We start from the raw sequence: 17,179 nt of genomic DNA, 5'->3' as shown, positions 1-17,179 counted from the left end.
GCATCGCAAGGCGGAGGATCGGCCGCGTACTGGGCGTACTTGGCCGACTCCGACAACGCGGCGAGGTGCCGTGCCAGGCGTCGCGGGCCAGGCGGGACTTTGAAGACACGTCCTAGGGGGCTCTACGGGTAGCTGGGGGCGAGCGGCGGAGATGATGATCGTTCCCTCAAGACGAACGCCTGCCCGGCGTTTTCGAAGCACGCGATGAGGGAGGCACTCGCCATCATGTCGAGTGATCTTGTTCACGGTACGGACGCAATCGCAATCACCGGCATGTCATGCCGCCTCCCCCAGGCACCCGACGCCAACTCCTTCTGGGAGTTGCTGCGGTCGGGCCGTAGTGCGATCACCGAGGTGCCGCCGGACCGCTGGGACCCCGACGAGGTGCTGCCGGACTCACCGGAGCGGCACCGCGCGGCGCTGCGCCACGGCGGGTTCCTCGACCGAGTGGACCAGTTCGACGCGGCCTTCTTCGGGATCTCGCCGCGCGAGGCCGTGGCGATCGACCCGCAGCAGCGGCTCTTCGCCGAGCTGGCCTGGGAGGCGCTGGAGGACGCGGGAATCGTCCCCGAGACGCTGCGGTCCACCGCGACCGCCGTCATCGTGGGAGCGATCGCCGGGGACTACGCGGCGCTGGCACACCGCGGTGGTGCGATCACACAGCACTCGCTGCCGGGGCTGAACCGCGGCGTCATCGCCAACCGGGTGTCCTACGCGCTGGGCCTGAACGGCCCGAGCATGGCGGTCGACTCGGCGCAGTCGTCGTCGCTCGTGGCGGTGCACCTGGCCGTGGAGAGTCTGCGCAAGGGTGAGTGCACCCTGGCCCTGGCGGGCGGTGTGGCGCTCAACTTCGCGCCCGAGAGCGCCGAAGTCGCCGGAATGTTCGGCGGGTTGTCGCCGGACGGACGCTGCTTCACCTTCGACGCGCGGGCCAACGGCTACGTGCGCGGTGAGGGCGGCGGCGTCGTCGTACTGAAGCCGCTGGCACACGCGGTGCGCGACGGCGACACGGTGTACGGGGTCATCCGTGGCACCGCGGTCAACAACGACGGCTCCACCGACGGCCTCACGGTGCCCAGCGCCGAGGCCCAGGCGACCGTGCTGCGCCAGGCGTGCGAGGACGCGGGCGTGGACCCGGCCGAGGTCCGCTACGTGGAACTCCACGGCACGGGCACTCCGACGGGCGATCCGCTGGAGGCGGCGGGTGTGGGCGCCGCGTACGGCAGCGCGCGTCCCGCGGGCTCACCGGTACTCGTCGGCTCGGCCAAGACCAACGTCGGGCACCTGGAAGGCGCGGCGGGCATCGTCGGGCTGATCAAGACGGCGCTGAGCATCCGGCACCGGGAGATCCCGGCGAGCCTCAACTACGAGACGCCCAACCCGCGTATCGACCCCGAGGCGCTGAATCTGCGCGTCCAGACCGCGTCCGGCCCGTGGCCGGACGCGCCGCTGCTGGCCGGGGTCAGCTCCTTCGGTGTGGGCGGAACGAACTGCCATGTCGTACTGGCCGAGGCGCCCGAGCCGGCCGCGTCCGAGGAGGACGCGCCGCAGGGCGACGAGCCGGAGATCCCGCTGGCTCCGTGGCTGGTGTCCGGGCGTACCGAGGCGGCTCTGCGCGCCCAGGCCGGGCGGCTGCTGGAGCGGCGGACGGCGGACGCCGACGCGTTCGACATCGGCCGCTCGCTCGCGGGCACCCGTACCCACTTCGAGCACCGCGCCGTCGCGCTCGGGCTCGGACACGACGCGCAGCTCGAGGCGTTGCGGTCCGGCGCCGACGTACCGGGGCTCGTCACGGGTGTCACGGGCGACCACGGGAAGATCGCGCTGGTGTTCCCGGGGCAGGGCTCGCAGTGGGAGGGCATGGCGCGCGAGCTGATGCGCACGTCGGCGGTCTTCCGCGCGTCGATCGAGGCGTGCCACGAAGCCCTCGCGCCGTACGTCGACTGGTCGCTGCTGGACACGCTCACCGACGAGTCCGGGGCGACGTCCCTCGACCGCGCGGACGTCGTTCAGCCCGTGCTGTTCGCGGTGATGGTCTCGCTCGCCAGGGTGTGGGAGTCGCTGGGCGTACGGCCCGACGCGGTCATCGGGCACTCGCAGGGTGAGATCGCCGCGGCGCACATCGCGGGAGCGCTCGATCTGGCGGACGCCGCCAGGATCGTGGCCCTGCGCAGCCAGACGATCATGACGCTGGCGGGTACCGGGGCCATGGCGTCGGTGCCGCTGGCGGCCGACCGGGTCACCGAGTACATCGCCCCCTTCGGCGACGGGTTGAGCATCGCCGCGGTCAACGGGCCGACCACCACGGTCGTGGCCGGGAACCCCGACGCCATCGCCGAGTTGCTGGCCCGCTGCGAGGCGGAGGGGATTCGCGCGAGGGCCGTCTCGGCCGTCGACTTCGCCTCCCACTCGTCGCACATGGAGGCGATCAAGGATCGGCTGCTGGAGCAGTTCGCCGAGGTGACGCCGCGTTCGTGCGACATCGCGTTCTACTCCACGGTCACCGCGAGCGCCATCGACACGGCCGGTCTCGACGCCGACTACTGGTACTCCAACCTTCGCCGGCCCGTCCTCTTCGAGGCGACGCTCAGGACCATGGCACAGGACGGATTCGGCACGTTCGTCGAGTCGAGTCCGCACCCCGTTCTCACGCTCGGACTGCGGGCGACGCTGCCGGACGCGCTGGTCGCGGACTCGCTGCGCCGCAACGAGGCTCCGTGGCCGCAGCTGCTGACCTCCCTGGCGGAACTGCACGTATCCGGCCTGCCCGTGGACTGGTCCGCCGTCTTCACGGGGCGTACGCCGGGTCGCGTGGCGCTGCCCACGTACGCCTTCCAGCGCGAGCGCTACTGGCCCGAGGTCTCGGCCGCGTTCGAGCCCGGGACGCGCGGCGCCGTCCAGCACCAGGAAGCCGCGCGCGAGGAGACCCCCGCGGCGAGCTCCACCTGGTCGGACCGGCTCGCCGAACTGCCGGCGGACGAGCGTGCCCGTCAGGCGCTGGAGCTGGTGCGGCTGCGCACCGCGATCGTGCTCGGTCATCTGAGCACGGACGCGGTCGATGTCGGCCAGGCGTTCCGCGAGCTGGGCATGGACTCCACGATGGCGGTCCAGCTCCGTCAGAACCTGGTGGACGTCACGGGGCTGGCGCTGCCGGAGACCGTCGTCTTCGACTACGCGAGCCCGTCCCGGCTGGCCCGGCGGCTCTGCGAACTGGCCCTGGGCGAGGACACGTCGGCGGCGGCGTCCGCGCTGTCGCGGTCGGCGTCGGTGCTGGACGCCGACGATCCGATCGTGATCGTCGGCATGGCCTGCCGTTACCCCGGCGGCGCCGGCACCCCGGACGAGCTGTGGCAGCTCGTCGACGACGGTGTGAGCGCGATCTCGGGCTTCCCCACCGATCGCGGGTGGGACCTGGACGCCCTGTACGACCCCGAGCCCGGGGTGCGCGGCAAGACCTACACCCGGCACGGCGGGTTCCTCGACGAGGCCGCCGAGTTCGACACCGAGTTCTTCGGGATCAGCCCGCGCGAGGCCACCGCGATGGACCCGCAGCAGCGGCTGCTCCTCCAGGTCACCTGGGAGGCGCTGGAACGCGCCGGGATCGACCCGGACGGCCTCCAGGGCAGCAGCACCGGTGTGTTCGTGGGCGCGATGTCGCAGGAGTACGGCCCCCGGCTGCACGAGGGCGACGACGGACTGGGCGGCTATCTGCTCACCGGCACCACCGCGAGTGTCGTCTCCGGGCGGATCTCGTACACCTTCGGTCTCGAGGGCCCGGCGGTCACGGTCGACACGGCGTGCTCGTCGTCGCTCGTCGCGATGCACCAGGCGGCGCAGGCGCTGCGCGTCGGGGACTGCTCGCTGGCCCTGGCGGGCGGCGTCGCGGTCATGGCGACGCCCGGTATGTTCGTGGAGTTCGGACAGCAGCGTGGTCTGGCTCCCGACGGCCGGTGCAAGTCGTTCGCCGGTGCGGCGGACGGCACGATCTGGGCCGAGGGCGCGGGCATGGTCCTGCTGGAGCGTCTGTCGGACGCCAAGGCCAACGGACACACCGTCCTCGCCGTCATCCGCGGCTCCGCGGTCAACCAGGACGGCGCGAGCAACGGTCTCACCGCTCCGAACGGCCCCTCGCAGCAGCGGGTCATCACCGCCGCTCTGGCCGGCGCGGGTCTCACGCCCGACCAGGTCGACGCGGTCGAGGCACACGGCACCGGCACCCCGTTGGGCGACCCGATCGAGGCCCAGGCCCTGCTGGCGACGTACGGCCAGAACCGTGAAGAACCGCTGTGGCTCGGGTCGTTGAAGTCGAACATCGGCCACACGCAGGCCGCCGCCGGTATCGGCGGGGTCATCAAGATGATCCAGGCCATGCGCCACGGCACCCTGCCCCGGACCCTGCACGTCGACGAGCCCAGCCCGCACATCGACTGGGACTCCGGCAATGTGCGGCTCCTGACCGAGGCCCGTGCCTGGCCCGAGACCGACCACCCGCGCCGCGCGGCGGTCTCCTCCTTCGGCATCAGCGGCACCAACGCCCACCTCATCATCGAGCAGGCACCCGCGACGCCGGAGCCCGTGGACGGCGACGACGAGCGGGAGACCCCGCAGGGCGCCCTCGTTCCGTGGTTCCTGTCCGCCAAGAGCGCGCCCGCGCTCCGCGACCAGGCGCAGCGCCTCCTCGACCATGTCATCGCGCGTCCCGGGGTCCACCCGGCGCACATCGGCCAGGCCCTGACAGCCACCCGCGCCCGTTTCCAGCACCGTGCGGTGGTGGTGGGAGAGGGCCGTGACGAACTCCTCGCGGGTCTTCGGGCGCTGAGCAACGACGAGTCCTCCCGCGCGGTCGTCACCGGCACGGCACGGGAAGGCACCACCGCGTTCCTGTTCACCGGACAGGGCGCGCAGCGGGCCGGCATGGGCCGCGAGCTCTACGACGCCTACCCGGTCTTCCGGGACACGTTCGACGAGGTCTGCGCGACCCTCGACCGGCACCTGAACGCCGAACAGCCGGTCAAGGACGTCGTCTTCGCCGACGACCCGACCCTGCTCAACCAGACCCGGTACACCCAGGCCGCGCTCTTCGCGATCGAGACCTCGCTCTACCGCCTGGTCGAATCGTTCGGGATCACCCCGCAGCACCTGACCGGCCACTCCATCGGTGAACTCACCGCCGCCCACATCGCGGGCATCTTCACCCTGAACGACGCCTGCCGGCTCGTCGCCGCGCGCGGCTCACTGATGCAGGCCCTGCCCGCCAACGGCGCGATGATCTCCCTGCGCGCCACCGAGGAGCAGATCCTTCCGTTCCTCGAAGGCCATGAGCACCACGTCGCCGTCGCGGCGGTCAACGGACCCAACTCGATCGTCATCTCGGGCGACGAGGAAGCCACCACCGCCATCGCCGGCGCTCTCGCCGAGACGGGTGTCAAGACGCGGCGCCTGACCGTCTCCCACGCGTTCCACTCCCCCCACATGGACCCCATGCTGGAGGAGTTCGAGCGTACGGCGGCGGACCTGACGTACCACGCCCCGACGATCCCGATCGTCTCCAACCTCACCGGCCAGCTCGCCGACCACCGCATCACCACCCCGCAGTACTGGGTCCAGCACGTCCGGGACGCCGTGCGCTTCGCCGACACCATCACCACCCTCGATCAGCTCGGCACCCGGCACTACCTCGAACTCGGACCCGACCCCGTCCTCACCACTCTCGTCAACGAGACCCTCGGCAAGACCCGGGGCACCACCCCCACCGCCGTCCTGCGCAAGGGGCACTCCGAAGCCACCACGCTTCTCACGGCGCTCGCCACCGCGCACACCGCCGGCGCGCCCGTCAACCTCAGCAGCCACCTCCCGGCCCCGCACACCCTCCCCGACCTGCCCACGTACCCCTTCCAGCGCCAGCGTTACTGGCACGCGGCCACCACCGCCACGGGAGACGTGTCGTCGGCCGGGCTGACCGCCACGGGACACCCGGTGCTGACCACGGCCGCCGAGCTTCCCGACCCTGGCGGGCTGCTGCTGACCGGCCGGGTGAACGCGGCGTCACCCGCCTGGGCGGCGGACCACGCCGTCTTCGGCACCCCGGTCATGCCGGGCGTGGCGTTCGTCGACATGCTGCTGCACGCCGCGGCACTGGTCGGGCGCCCTCGTATCGAGGAACTCACCCACCATGTCTTCCTGGCCCTGCCGGAACACGGCGCCCTCCAGCTGAGAGTGGTCGTCCGCCCGGCGGACGACTCCGGGCGGCGGTCCTTCGCCGTCCACTCGCGGCCCGAGGACGCCCCGCTGGGCGCCGACTGGACCTGCCACGCCACCGGTGCGCTGGGCGTCGCCCCGGCCGTACCGCCGGCCCTTCCGCCCGTGGACGCGGCCTGGCCCCCGGCCTCCGCCGCGGTCCTCGACACCGACGGCTTCTACCGGCGGATCGCCGAGGCCGGGTTCGGCTACGGACCGGTCTTCCAGGGGCTCGCCGCCGCCTGGGAGGACGGCGACACGCTGTACGCCGAGGTCGCCCTGCCCGCGGGGACCTCCCCGGGCTCGTACGGCGTCCACCCCGGCCTGCTCGACTCCGCGCTGCACCCGATCGCCCTGGCCGCGACCGGTGCCGAGACGGACGGCACACTGCATGTGCCGTTCTCCTGGAGCGGCGTGACGCTCCACGCGTCCGGCGCGCACACCCTGCGGGTCCGGCTCGTGCGCTCCACGCCGGAGACAGTCGCGCTGACCGTCACGGACCCGTCCGGCGCGCCGGTGCTGACCGTCGACTCCCTCGCCATGCGTGGGGTCCGTGCCGAGCAGCTCGAAGCCGCCAGGCCCGACCGCGACGGTGCGCTGCACGAGGTCGCCTGGCGCGCGGTACCCGCGCCGCCACGCGCCAACTCGCGCCCCGACGGGGTCGGCTGGGCCGTGGTGGGCGACACCCGTGACCCGCGAGTCGCCGCCGTGCTGGCATCGCTCGGTGCGGCCGCCGAGTCGTACCCGGACGCCGAAGCGCTGCGCGCCTCGCTGCGGGCCGGCGCGGCCCGGCCCTCGACGGTCGTCGCCCGCTTCGCCACCGGGGCCGCCGAAGACGGCGCCGACCCGGTCGCGGCGGCTCACACCGAGACACGCCATGCCATGCACCTGCTCCAGGCCGTCCTGGCCGACGGGGCACCGGACTCCCGGCTGGTGATCCTCACCGAGAACGCGAGGTACACCGGAACCGGCGACGCGGCGGCCGACATGGCCGGTGCGGCGGTCTGGGGCCTGATCCGTTCGGCCCAGTCCGAGCACCCGGACCGGTTCACGCTCCTCGACATCGACGGTTCGCGGGCCTCCGACGAGGCCGTCGTCGCGGCACTCTCCGTCGGTGAGCCCCAACTGGCCGTACGCGAGGGCCGGTTCTTCGTTCCCCGCCTCGCCCGTCTGACCCCGGGCGCGATTCCCGCCACGTTCGACGCGCGGCGCACGGTGCTCATCACCGGCGGCACCGGCGCACTGGGCTCCATTCTCGCGCGCCACCTGGTCACCCGGCACGGCGTCAGGAAGCTGCTGCTGACCAGCAGGAGCGGCCGTACGGCGGACAGCACCGTCGTCGCGGAACTCGCCGAACTCGGCGCCGAGGTCACCGTCGCGGCCTGCGACGTCACCGACCGGCTGTCGCTGGAGACCCTGCTCGCGGGCCTGCCGACGGAGCATCCGCTCGGCGCGGTCGTGCACTGCGCGGGCGTCCTGGACGACGGTGTGGTCACGGAGCTGACCGAGGACCGGCTGGACGCGGTGCTCCGCCCGAAGGTGGACGGCGCGTGGAACCTGCACCAGGTGACCCGTGACATGGGCCTGGACCTGGACGCCTTCGTGCTGTTCTCGTCCGTGGTCGGTGTCCTCGGCTCGCCCGGACAGGCCAACTACGCCGCCGCCAACTCCTTCCTCGACGAACTCGCCGAGCACCGCCGTACGGCCGGGCTCCCCGCGAAGTCCCTCGCCTGGGGCCTGTGGGAGAGCGGCATGGCCGACACCCTCGACGAGCAGGACCGGGCCCGGATGAGCCGCGGCGGACTGTCGCCGATGCCCACCGAGCGGGCGCTCGCGCTCTTCGACTCGGCACTCGCGACGGCGCGGGCGGTGCTCGTGCCCGCCGGGGTCGATGTCTCCCACGCGCGCACGCAGCGGGCGTCGATGCTCTCCCCGCTGCTCGCCGAACTGCTCCCGGCCCAGGCGGCGCCCGCCGAACGCGGCGGTGAAGCCGTCGACGAGTCCTCGCTGCGCCAGCAGCTGGCCCTCCTGCCCGAGCCGGAACAGCGCGAACTCCTCCTGGAGGTCCTGCGCAAGCATGTCGCGGCGGTTCTGGGCCACAGCTCTCCGCTCGCCATCGACCCCGAGAGCTCGTTCAAGGACCTCGGTTTCGACTCGCTCGCCGGCATCGAACTCCTCATGGTGCTGGGCGAGTCCATGGGGCTGCACCTGCCGTCCACGATGCTGTTCGACCACCCGACGCCCGAGTTGCTGATCACCCACCTCAGGGACGAACTGGTCGACGACGAGGCCGTACCGGTCACCGCCGTGGACACCGCGGCCGTCGCCGTGGCACCACGCGACGACGACGAACCCATCGCCGTGATCGGCATGGGGTGCCGCTACCCGGGTGGCGCCACCACGCCGGACGAGCTGTGGCGACTGGTCACCGAGGGGGTGGACGCCATCGGCTCCTTCCCCACCAACCGCGGCTGGGATCTGGAGGAGCTGTTCGATCCCGACCCCGACATGCGCGGGAAGACCTATGCCCGCAAGGGCGGGTTCCTCTACGACGCCGACCGTTTCGACCCCGAGTTCTTCGGCATCAGCCCCCGCGAGGCCCTGGCCCTCGACCCCCAGCAGCGACTCCTCCTGGAGACCACCTGGGAGACGTTCGAGAACGCGGGCATCCGCCCCGACACCCTGCGCGGCAAGCCCGTCGGCGTCTTCGCCGGCGTCGTCACCCAGGAGTACGGCTCCCTCGTCCACCGGGGCACCGAGCCGGTCGACGGCTTCCTCCTGACGGGTACGACGGCGAGTGTCGCCTCCGGGCGACTGGCCTACACGCTGGGTCTTGAGGGCCCGGCGGTCACCGTCGACACCGCGTGCTCCTCCTCGCTGGTCGCGATGCACCTGGCCTGCCAGTCGCTGCGGAACAACGAGTCCTCGATGGCCCTGGCCGGTGGCGCCACGGTGATGGCCAACCCCGGAATGTTCCTGGAGTTCAGCCGCCAGCGCGGTCTGGCTCCCGACGGCCGGTGCAAGTCGTTCGCCGGTGGCGCCGACGGCACCATCTGGGCCGAGGGCGCGGGCATGGTCCTCCTGGAGCGTCTGTCCGACGCCAAGGCCAACGGACACACCATTCTCGCCGTGATCCGCGGCTCGGCCGTCAACCAGGACGGCGCCAGCAACGGGCTGACCGCTCCGAACGGACCCTCCCAGCAGCGGGTCATCAACGCCGCTCTGGCCGGCGCGGGCCTCACCTCCGACCAGGTCGACGCGGTCGAAGGACACGGCACCGGAACCCCGTTGGGCGACCCGATCGAGGCCCAGGCGCTCCTGGCGACGTACGGCCAGGGCCGTGAAGCCGACCAGCCGCTGTGGCTCGGATCGTTCAAGTCCAACATCGGACACGCGCAGGCCGCCGCCGGTATCGGCGGAGTGATCAAGATGATCCAGGCCATGCGCCACGGCACTCTCCCCCGGACCCTGCACGTCGACGAGCCCAGCCCGCACATCAACTGGGCCTCGGGCAACGTGCGGCTCCTCACCGAGGAGCGCGCCTGGCCGGAGACCGACCACCCGCGCCGCTCCGCCGTCTCCTCCTTCGGCATCAGCGGCACCAACGCCCATGTCATCCTCGAACAGGCCCCCACCACGCCGGAGCCCGCCGAGGACGACCACGAGCAGGACGCGCCGCAGGCGACCCTGGTCCCGTGGGTCCTGTCCGGCAAGACGGAACAGGCCCTCCGCGACCAGGCCCAGCAGCTGCGCGCGTACCTCGAACTCAACCCCGGGCTGCGCACGGACCGAGTCGCTCACGCGCTCGCCACCACCCGCGCCCAGTTCCAGTACCGGGCCGTGGTGCTCGGCACCGACCACCAGGCGTTCGACCGTGCCCTGGGCACGCTCACCCTCGGCGAGCCGTCCCCGGCGCTGGTACGCGGGATGCCGCACCCCGGCAAGACCGCCTTCATGTTCACCGGACAGGGCGCGCAGCGGGCCGGCATGGGCCGCGAGCTCTACGACGCCTACCCGGTCTTCCGGGACAGCTTCGACGAGGTCTGCGCGACCCTCGACCGGCACCTGAACGCCGAACAGCCGGTCAAGGACGTCGTCTTCGCCGACGACGCCACCCTGCTCAACCAGACCCGGTACACCCAGGCGGCTCTCTTCGCGATCGAGACCTCGCTCTACCGGCTGGTCGAATCGTTCGGGATCACTCCGCACTATCTGACCGGACACTCGATCGGTGAGATCACGGCCGCCCACGTGGCCGGGATCTTCACCCTCGACGACGCCTGCCGCCTGGTCGCCGCGCGCGGCTCACTGATGCAGGCCCTGCCCGCCAACGGCGTCATGATCTCGCTGCGGGCCACCGAGGAGCAGATCGTCCCGCTCCTCGAAGGCCACGAGCACCACGTCAGCGTCGCGGCGGTCAACGGACCCCACTCGATCGTCATCTCGGGCGACGAGGAAGCCACCACCGCCATCGCGGAAGCCCTCGCCGAGACGGGCGTCAAGACGCGGCGCCTGACGGTCTCCCACGCGTTCCACTCGCCCCACATGGACCCCATGCTGGACGAGTTCGAACTCGTGGCCGGGGAGCTGATCTACCACGCCCCGACGATCCCGATCGTCTCCAACCTCACCGGCCAACTCGCCGACCACTACATCACCACCCCGCAGTACTGGGTCCAGCACGTCCGGGAGGCCGTCCGCTTCTCCGACGGCATCACCACCCTCGACCGGCTCGGCACCCGGCACTACCTCGAACTCGGACCCGATCCCGTCCTGACCACCATGGCGCAGGACAGCGTGGCCGATGACAGCGACGCCACCCTCGTCGCCACCCTGTACCGCGACCGGGACGAGAACCACAGCTTCCTCACCGCCCTGGCCACGGCGCACGCCCATGGCATCCAGGTCGGCTGGACCCCCGTCGTCGGTGAGACCTCGGTCCCCGCCCTCGGCCTCCCCACCTACCCCTTCCAGCGCCAGCACTACTGGCTGGAGGCGGCGAAGCCCACCTCGGGTGCCGACGGTCTGGGACTGACGGCGACCGACCATCCGGTGCTGACCACCTTGGCCGAACTCCCGGACGGGGGCGGGCACCTGTTCACCGGCCGCGTCTCCGGGAACGACCCGGACTGGGTGGCCGAGCACATCATCTTCGGGACGATGATCGTTCCGGGTGTGGCCTTCGTCGACCTCCTGCTCCACGCGGCACGCCATGTGGACTGCGAGCACATCGAGGAACTCACCCACCACGTGTTCCTCGCCGTGCCGGAGCGCGCCGCCCTCCAGCTGCGGCTCCTGATCGAGCCGGCGGACAGCTCCGGAAGCCGGGCCTTCGCCTTCTACTCCCGGCCGGAGGACGTCCCGGTCGAGACCGACTGGACCCTCCACGCCACGGGCGCGCTGGGAGCCGAACGCAGGGAAGTCCCCGCGGGCGCCGACTCGCTCAGGAACGAGGTCTGGCCGCCTGACATCTCGGACACCATGGACGTGGCGGAGTTCTACCGCCGGGTCACGGACGGTGGCTTCGGCTACGGACCGCTGTTCCGAGGACTCAGGAAGGCCTGGCAGGACGGCAACACCACGTACGCGGAAGTCTCGCTTCCCGCGGGCTCGGACCCCGGCGACTACGGCATCCACCCCGGTCTGCTCGACTCGGCTCTCCAGCCGGCCGCGCTGATCATGGGAGAGACCGAGGCGGCCGACTCGATCCGGGTGCCGTTCTCCTGGGCCGGTGTGTCCCTCCACGCGACGGGGGCCAGCTCACTGCGGATCCGCCACACGTGGACCACACCGGACACCGCGTCGCTGGTCATCGCCGACCAGACGGGGACACCGGTCATGACGATCGACTCCCTCGCCATGCGGACGGTCGGCGCCGACCAACTCGCCGCCACCCGTGCGGCGGACGCCGGAGAGCTGTACAAGGTCGACTGGGTCGACGTCCAGACCGTGGAGGACAAGACCCAGGGCGCGGGCACCGCCAAGTGGGCGGTGGTCGCCGACCCGGGGAACACCCAGGTCGCCGCGGCACTCTCCCCGCTCGGCGCCGCGGTCGAGGTGGAGCCGGACGCGGTGACGCTCCCGACGACACCGGGGGACGACACCACCAGGCCGGACGTGGTCTTCACCTGGTGCGTCTCCGAGCCCGGCACCGACCCGGCACAGGCCGCGCGCTCCTTCACGCACCGCGTGCTCGGTCTCGTCCAGGCGGTCCTCGCCGACGATCGGCCGGACTCCCGCCTGGTGATCCTCACCAAGGGCGCGATGTCCGCCGGTAGCGGCGGCGGCGCGGCCGACCTGGCCGGAGCCGCGGTCTGGGGTCTGATCCGCACCGCTCAGACCGAACACCCCGATCGATTCACCCTGCTCGACCTCGACGGTTCGGACGCGTCGCTGCGGGCCGTGGGCGCCGCCCTGAACACCGGCGAACCCCAACTCGCCGTTCGTGACGGCCGGCTCCTCGCACCGCGCCTCGCCCGTATCGGCACCGCCGACTCGGAGCCGACCGCCGCACCGGCGTCGTTCGACCCGGACAAGACGGTGCTCATCACCGGCGGCACCGGCGCCCTGGGCACGCTCCTCGCCCGTCACCTGGTCACCGGCCACGGTGTGAAGAAGCTGCTCCTGACCAGCCGGCGCGGCCGTCCGGCAGGCAGCACCATCACCGCGGAACTCGCCGAACTCGGCGCCGAGGTCACCATCGCGGCCTGCGACGCGGCGGACCGGGAGTCGCTGGAAGCCCTGCTCGCGAGCCTGCCGGACGAGCATCCGCTCGGCGCGGTGGTGCACTGCGCGGGAACGCTCGACGACGGCATCGTCACGGCACTGACACCTGAGCGGTTCGACGAGGTGCTCCGCCCGAAGGTGGACGGCGCGTGGAACCTGCACGAGCTGACCCGCGACCTGGACCTGGACGTCTTCGTGACGTTCTCGTCCGTGGTCGGTGTCCTCGGCTCGCCGGGACAGTCCAACTACGCCGCCGCGAACGTCTTCCTCGACGAGCTGGCGGAACACCGCCGTACCGCCGGACTGCCCGCCAAGTCCCTCGCCTGGGGACTGTGGGAGAGCGGCATGGCCGACACCCTCGACGAGCAGGACCAGGCGCGGATGAACCGCGGCGGCCTGCTGCCGATGCCCGCCGACCAGGCACTCGGGCACTTCGACTCGGCGCTCGAGACGGACCGGACCGTCGTGGTCCCGGCCAAGCTCGACCTCGCCGGGCTCCGTGCCCGTGCCGCGACGGTCCCGGTGGCGCCGATCTTCCGTGGGCTGGTCCGTACGCCGCTGCGCAGCGCCGCCCAAGCGGGTGGCGCGGGAGCGGAGGTCGGAGCCCTGGGGCAGTCGATCGCGGGCCGCCCGGAGGCCGAGCAGGACCAGATCATCCTGGACTTCCTGCGCAATCACGTGGCCACCGTCCTCGGACACGGCTCGGCGAACGCGATCGACCCCGCGCACTCCTTCAAGGAGCTGGGCTTCGACTCGCTCAGCTCGGTGGAACTGCGCAACTCGCTCAACAAGGCGTCCGGGATGCGACTCCCGTCCACCCTGTTGTTCGACTACCCCACCCCCTCGGTACTGGCCGGCTACATCCGCAACCAACTGGCGGGCACCAAGCAGGCGGAGGCAGGCGCGCAGGTGGCCCGCCGCACCGTTCGCCCGGCGTCGTCGCGGAGCGACGCGGCCGACCCGATCGTGATCGTGGGCATGGGGTGCCGCTTCCCCGGTGGCGCCGACACGCCCGAGGCGCTGTGGAAGCTGGTCGCGGACGAGCGTGACGCGGTGGGGGCCTTCCCCGACAACCGCGGCTGGGACATCGAGAACCTCTTCGACGACGACCCCGACGTACGGGGGAAGTCGTACGCCAGTGAGGGCGGGTTCCTCTACGAGGCCGACCGTTTCGACCCCGAGTTCTTCGGCATCAGCCCCCGCGAGGCCCTGGCGCTCGACCCCCAGCAGCGACTGCTGCTCGAAACCACCTGGGAAGCGTTCGAGAACGCGGGCATCCGCCCCGACACCCTGCGCGGCAAGCCCGTCGGCGTCTTCGCCGGCGTCGCGGCCGGGGAGTACGTCTCGCTCACCCACCACGGCGGCGAGCCCGTCGAGGGTTACCTGCTGACGGGTACGACGGCGAGTGTCGCCTCCGGGCGCATCTCGTACACGCTGGGTCTTGAGGGCCCGGCGGTCACCGTCGACACGGCCTGCTCGTCGTCGCTCGTCGCGATGCACCTGGCGTGCCAGTCACTGCGGAACAACGAGTCCACGATGGCCCTGGCCGGTGGCGCCACGATCATGTCCAACGCGGGCATGTTCATGGAGTTCAGCCGCCAGCGCGGTCTGGCTCCCGACAGCCGCGCCAAGTCCTACGCGGGCGCCGCCGACGGCACCATCTGGGCCGAGGGCGCGGGCATGGTCCTGCTGGAGCGTCTGTCCGACGCCAAGGCCAACGGACACACGGTCCTGGCCGTCATCCGCGGCTCGGCCGTCAACCAGGACGGCGCCAGCAACGGACTCACCGCCCCCAACGGGCCCTCGCAGCAGCGGGTCATCAACACGGCGCTCGCCAGCGCGGGGCTCACCCCCGACCAGGTCGACGCCGTCGAAGGACACGGCACCGGAACGCCGCTGGGTGACCCGATCGAGGCCCAGGCGCTGCTCTCCACCTACGGGCAGAACCGTGAAGAGCCGCTGTGGCTCGGATCGTTCAAGTCCAACATCGGGCACGCGCAGGCCGCCGCCGGCGTCGGCGGGGTCATCAAGATGATCCAGGCCATGCGCCACGGCACCCTGCCCCGGACGCTCCACGTCGACGAGCCCAGCCCGAACATCGACTGGGAGTCCGGCAATGTGCAGCTCCTGACCGAGGCCCGTGCCTGGCCGGAGACCGACCACCCGCGCCGCTCCGCCGTCTCGTCCTTCGGCATCAGCGGCACCAACGCCCACCTCATCCTGGAGGAAGCGCCCACTCCCACCCACCCGGAGCCGGCCCCCGAGACCGCACCGCAGGCCGCCACGGTCCCCTGGATACTCTCGGGCAAGAGCGAGCAGGCCGTGCGGGACCAGGCCCAGCGCCTCCTCGACCACGTCTCCGAGTACCCCGAGCTCCAGCCGGTCGACATCGCGTACTCGCTGGCCACCGCCCGTACCTCCTTCGAGCACCAGGCCGTCGCGATCGGAGCCACCCATGACGAACTCGTCGACCACCTCCGCTCGCTGACCCAGGACCCCGGCACCGCCTTCCTGCACGGCCAGTCCCACTCCAAGAAGGTGGCCCTCCTCTTCACCGGTCAGGGATCCCAGCACCCGGGCATGGGCCGTCAGCTCTACGACACGCACCCCGTCTACCGGGACGCGTTCGACGAGGTGACCGCCGTCCTGGACCAGCACCTCCAGGCCGAACAGCCGGTCAGGGACGTCGTCTTCGCCGACGACGCCACCCTGCTCAACCAGACCCGCTACACCCAGCCCGCCATCTTCGCCCTCCAGGTCGCCCTCACCCGGCTCCTCGTCGACGAGTTCGGCGTCTCCCCCACCCATCTCATCGGCCACTCGATCGGCGAGATCGCGGCGGCCCACACGGCGGGGATCCTCACCCTCGACGACGCCTGCCGGCTGGTCGCCACCCGCGGCACGCTCATGCAGGCCCTCCCCGCCACCGGCGCCATGATGGCCGTCGAGGCGACCGAGGAAGAGGTGCTCCCGCACCTCACCGAGCGGGTCGGTATCGCCGCGGTCAACGGCCCGCGTTCGGTGGTCGTCTCCGGCGACGAAGCCGATGTCATCGCCATCGGCGAGGAGTTCACCGGTCAGGGACGACGCATCCGGCGTCTCACCGTCAGCCACGGCTTCCACTCCCACCACATGGACCCGATGTTGGGCGAGCTCCACGCGGTGGCCGACACGCTGACCTACCACGTGCCACGCACCCCGCTCGTCTCCACCGTCACCGGCCGCCTGGCCGGCTCCGAGATCACCAACGCCACCTACTGGAGCGATCACGCCCGCAACGCCACCCGCTTCCACGACGGCCTCAACACGCTCCACGAGCAGGGCGTCACCACGTACATCGAGGTCGGCCCCGACGCCGTACTCGCCGCGCTGACCCGTGAGGCGCTGCCCGACGCCACCGCCGTACCGCTGATCCGGGCCAAGCTCTCCGAGCCGGCCACTCTGCTCGACGGGCTCGTCCGGGCCCACGTGTCCGGCGCCACGGTCGACTGGGCAGGGTTCCTCGCCCGACGCGGGGGCAGGAGCGTCGACCTTCCCACGTACGCCTTCCAGCGTCGCCGCCACTGGCTGGAGACCGCCGACCCCGTCGGTACGGCCGCCGGCCTCGGCCTGGAGTCCGCCTCCCACCCGCTGCTGGCCACGACCACCGAACTCCCGGACGGAACCGCCCTGTTCACGGGGCGGGTAACGCTGGCCGACCACCCGTGGCTCAGCGACCACACCGTCATGGGAACGGTCATCCTCCCGGGCACGGCCTTCGTGGAGCTCGCGCTCCACGCGGCCGAGACGGTGGGTCTCGACGAGATAGCGGAACTCGTCCTGCACGCTCCGGTCACCTTCGGATCCCAGTCCGCGGCCCTTCTCCAGGTGATCGTCGGACCTGACGACCCGTCGGCGGGCCGGACGCTCACCATCAGGTCCCGTTCGGAAGAGGACCAGTCCTGGACCGAGAACGCGACCGGCACGCTCGGCGCCCTGGTGGGGGTCTCCTGACCCCGGCCGGCCGCGCGAGGCCCTGACAAAGCGCCGAAGGCCGCCCGCACCCTCTCAGTGGAGGGTGCGGGCGGCCTTCGGCGTTCGGCGTTGTCGGGGGTTGTCGGGGGTTGTCGGGGGTTCGGCCACCGGCGCTGGGCGCCCGGTCTCGCGGGCCCGCGGCCCGGGCTCTCGGCCCGGGCCGAGAGCCCGACCGGGCCCCGTGAACAGCCGCGGCCGTCCA

General features: G+C 71.9%; 1 protein-coding gene. It reads left to right on the top strand.

Features of this window, described 5'->3' with window-relative positions; all coding sequences use genetic code 11:
* Positions 1-204 precede the first annotated feature (204 nt).
* Positions 205-16,956 carry a type I polyketide synthase gene (locus P3L51_RS16750; protein WP_354606030.1) on the top strand — a complete coding sequence of 5,584 codons (16,752 nt, stop codon included), beginning with the start codon at positions 205-207 and terminating at the stop codon, positions 16,954-16,956.
* Positions 16,957-17,179 lie beyond the last annotated feature (223 nt).

Source organism: Streptomyces panacea, assembly GCF_040560175.1.
Taxonomy (GTDB): domain Bacteria; phylum Actinomycetota; class Actinomycetes; order Streptomycetales; family Streptomycetaceae; genus Streptomyces; species Streptomyces panacea.
Note: the sequence above shows the minus strand (reverse complement) of the source record. Positions and strands in the feature narration are given on the sequence as shown.